6 protein-coding genes are annotated in these 3,495 nt (G+C 72.5%); all 6 read left to right on the forward strand.

Annotated features, from left to right (window positions below; all coding sequences use genetic code 11):
• On the forward strand, nucleotides 1–387 hold a 387-nt coding region (locus KIK05_RS46300; protein WP_214417319.1), incomplete at its 5' end, for a WhiB family transcriptional regulator.
• Nucleotides 387–839: a DUF3307 domain-containing protein gene (locus tag KIK05_RS46305; protein ID WP_214417320.1), complete on the forward strand. Its 453-nt coding sequence runs from the start codon at nucleotides 387–389 to the stop codon at nucleotides 837–839. The genes KIK05_RS46300 and KIK05_RS46305, both read left to right, overlap by 1 nt.
• 13 nt (nucleotides 840–852) lie before the next feature.
• Nucleotides 853–1,572, forward strand: a complete 720-nt coding sequence (locus KIK05_RS46310) for an NUDIX domain-containing protein (protein WP_214417321.1) — start codon at nucleotides 853–855, stop codon at nucleotides 1,570–1,572.
• Nucleotides 1,569–1,949 (forward strand): RRQRL motif-containing zinc-binding protein, encoded by a 381-nt coding sequence (locus KIK05_RS46315; protein WP_214417322.1) that lies wholly within the window; start codon nucleotides 1,569–1,571, stop codon nucleotides 1,947–1,949. Before KIK05_RS46310 ends, KIK05_RS46315 begins: the two co-directional genes overlap by 4 nt.
• Nucleotides 1,946–3,022, forward strand: coding sequence for a DUF2637 domain-containing protein (locus KIK05_RS46320; RefSeq protein ID WP_214417323.1), 1,077 nt, complete (start codon nucleotides 1,946–1,948; stop codon nucleotides 3,020–3,022). Before KIK05_RS46315 ends, KIK05_RS46320 begins: the two co-directional genes overlap by 4 nt.
• Nucleotides 3,023–3,154: 132 nt before the next feature.
• The coding region (locus KIK05_RS46325; protein WP_214417324.1) for a hypothetical protein at nucleotides 3,155–3,495 on the forward strand (341 nt) is incomplete at its 3' end.

A 3,495-nucleotide genomic window follows, 5' to 3' on the forward strand; every position in this document is an offset into this window, starting at 1 on the left:
CGGTACGAGGGGCGCCTCGTCAAGGTCTGCGGAACCGCCGAGGACCCGGCCGACCTGGTCACGCTGGCACGCGCCGCGGCGTGGAGCTACGGCGCAACCTTCACCGCTGCTCACCCCTCCGCGCTGGCCACCCTCGGCGCACCGGGAACGCTCGCCGAGAACGCCGAGTGCGTCTATGACCCCGAGCTGCACGTCGGCCCCGAGGGCGGCGAGCCCGCCGAGGAGAAGGCCGCGCGGGAAGCCGTCGCGCGTGAGGTCTGCGCGTCCTGCCCGGCGCGCCTGCTCTGCGGCATCTACGCCATGAAGGTCCGCCCCATCTCGGGGGTGTGGGCCGGCATGACTGCCGCAGAGATCGACGCCGAGGCCGATTCGCGCGAGGTGGCCTGATGAACAACGCCGCCGCCACCTTCGCCGCCGTCTTCATCGCGTTATACGCCGCGCACAGCTTTGGTGACCACTGGGTCCAGACTCACCACCAGGCATGCGCCAAGGGCGCCGCGGATTGGTCGGGGCGCCTGGCCTGTGCCCGGCACGTGGCCCCCCTGACCGCCACCAAGGCAGTTGCGCTCGCTGCCGTGGTGCTGCTGGCCGGCGTCACGCTGAACCCGCTGACCGTCGTGGCCGGCCTCGCCGTTGACGCCCTGTCGCACTACTGGGCCGACCGGCGTACCACGCTCGCCCGGCTCGCCGACGCGATCGGGAAGGGCGACTTCTTCCGCCTCGGTGCCCCGCGCCCCGGCCATGACGACGCCCCGCACCTCGGTACCGGCGCCTACGCCCTGGACCAGGCGTGGCACCACCTGTGGCTGTTCGTCGCCGCCCTCGTCATCGCCGCCTGAGGAGATCTCTGCCATGGCTTCCCAGCTTCTCGGCTCGACGGCCAAGCGCTGCGACAACCGCAGCGTCGGCGTGCTGATCACCGACCCCGCCGGCCGTCTGCTGATGTTCGACCGCAACACCTTCCCGCCCGGCGTCGCTGGCGCCGCTGGCCACATCGACGGCCACGGGGACGAGTTCGACGCCGCCCGTGCTGAGGTCAGCGAGGAACTCGGTCTCACTGTCACCTCACTGTCGCCCGTGTGCTCGGGCTGGCGTGACAACCGGTGCCGCCGCCTGCCCGGCGCCGAGGGCATCGGCCACTACTGGCACATCTACCGCGCCGAGGTCACCGGAACCCTGACCCCCTCAGCGCGCGAGACCCGTAACGTCCGCTGGCTGACACCGGCCGACTTGCAGACCCTCACCGCCCGCACCGCCGCCTACGCCCGCGGTCAGATCACCAACGCCCAGTTCGCCGAGGCGCCGGGGGTCGAACCGGTGTGGGTCGCCTGGCTGGTCGCCGCCGGCGTCGTCAACGCCACCCGCGGCGACCTGGACAACATCGACCGCGCCGCCGCCCGCGGCCACGGCATGGACCGGAAGGACTCGCCCGTGACCAGCGTGCGCAACCACTACGGCCCCGCCGAGATCACCGCAGATGGCAAGGTCATTGCCGGTGGCAAGCAGGTCAGCTTCACCGGCGTCAACGCCGATGGCAGCTTTCCCGGCGAGCACGGGGAGGAAGACCAGTGAGCCGCATCCGCGCCTCGTTCTGGGACCCCGCCGGCGCCCGGTACGGCATTCCCACCTACCCCTGGCGGATGGCCCCGCCGCACCTGCTCACCCGCCGTCAGCTCACCGCCGCCGGGCTCCGCCCCGGAGGTCAGGGCGTACAGGCTCAAGTGCTGTGGCGCTCGCGCAGGCACGGCGCCCCCGGCGTCCGCGCCGCCTACCTGTACGACATCCGCTTCGCCCTGCCCAAGCGCACCGCCACCACCCGGCAGCGCGCCGCCCTGGACAAGGCCAACGCCGCCCGCCGCACCTGCCCCCTCTGCCACACCGACGCCGGATACGTGCTACCCCGCCACCTGGGCACGTGCCTGGACTGCGCCGAGGAGCGTGCCGCATGACCACCACCACCGACACCACCAACCGATCCCGGCCATTGAGCGAGGGCGAGCACACCGCCGTCATGGTGACCGCTGCGGTCACCGGCGTGCTGGGGCTGCTCGGGTTCGTCAACAGCTTCGAGCGTGTCGCCAAGGTGGCCGCCCCGTCGTTCGGCTGGTTCGCCTGGACCGTCCCCCTCGGCGTTGACCTCGGGATCGCGGTGTTCTCCGCGCTGGACATCGTCCTCGCCCGTCTGGGGATGCGGCTGCGCTGGCTGCGGTTCATCCCCTGGGCGCTGACCGCGGCAACGGTCTATCTCAACGTCGCCGCCTACCTGACCAGCACCCGTATCGACTGGTTCGCCGTGGTGGCACACGCGGTGCTGCCGCTGCTGTGGGTCGTGGCCGTGGAAGTCGGCGCGCACGTCATCCGCAAGCGTGCCGACCTGGTCAAGCCCGACCGCATGGACGGCATCCGCCGCTCCCGCTGGCTGCTGGCCCCACTGCCCACCTTCGCGCTGTGGCGCCGGATGGTGCTGTGGGAGATCCGCTCCTATCCCGATGCCCTGACCCGCGAGCGTGACCGCATCCTGGCCAAGACCGACCTTCAAGACCAGTACGGGCGCCTGTGGCGATTCAAGGCCACCCGCCGCGAGCGTGCCCTGTACCGCCTCGGCGAACTCGCCCCCGCCACCGCACCCGAACCCATCCAGATCACCGCCGAACAGCTCACACCCCCGCCCGCCGCTCCCCCGGCGCCGGCCCGTCCGGCACTGCCCGCCGCGTCCCGCAAGCCGCGGACCGCCGCCGCCGAGGGCAGCAAGCGCAAGACGACCGCCCGCACGACCAAGCGGGCCGTACCGCCGGACGTGGACGAGTTGATGCCGCTCGGTTGGAAGGTCGCCGCCGACCTGGACGCCCAAGGGCTCCCCCTCACCCGTGACCGGCTGCTGACCGCCATCCGCCAGACCGGACAGTCCATCTCCTCCGACCGCGCCTCGGCGCTGCTGGCCCGGCTCAAGACTGAAGCGCCGGCCGACCCCGCCGAGAACGGCCAGACCGTACCCGCCGCCCTCGCCGAGGGCGACCACTAACCCACCCCACCCCGCGGACGGTCCGCAACCCGGACCGCGGACCGTCCGTGCCCAAAAACGCCGGACGGACCGCCACGCCGACCGCCGGACCGTCCGCCCTCCCGTCCGCTTCGAGCCGACAAGGACACCGCCATGAGCAACCCGCTCGACCCCCGCGACGCCCGCACCCCCGACCGCTCGGACGAGAACCCCGCCGACCACGCCGAGGCCGCGCAGGACACCACCGGCGGCGAGGGCGCCGAGGTCGTTCACCTGGACACCGTCCGCGCTGGACGCCACCCCTACCCACCTACCGAGCAGGCCGCCGTGCCGCCCACGGACGGCACGGTGTTGGAGGGCAACTTCGTCCGGGTTGACCAGCCCGGCGGCGAACGCCGCGACTGGCTGACGGACCTGGAAGAAAAGGCCCGTACCCGCCGGCCGATCGTGCCGCTGTGGCTTCGCTCGCGCACCGAGGCCATCCACACCCTTCG

This window comes from Sphaerisporangium fuscum (genome assembly GCF_018531465.1).
In the GTDB taxonomy this organism is placed as follows: Bacteria; Actinomycetota; Actinomycetes; order Streptosporangiales; family Streptosporangiaceae; genus Sphaerisporangium; species Sphaerisporangium fuscum.

Bases quoted from the DNA above. Each gene is read 5' to 3' on its own strand.
- KIK05_RS46310 (WP_214417321.1), top strand. From the start codon at position 853: ATGGCTTCCCAGCTTCTCGGCTCGACGGCCAAGCGCTGCGACAACCGC.
- KIK05_RS46320 (WP_214417323.1), top strand. From the start codon at position 1,946: ATGACCACCACCACCGACACCACCAACCGATCCCGGCCATTGAGCGAG.
- KIK05_RS46305 (WP_214417320.1), top strand. From the start codon at position 387: ATGAACAACGCCGCCGCCACCTTCGCCGCCGTCTTCATCGCGTTATAC.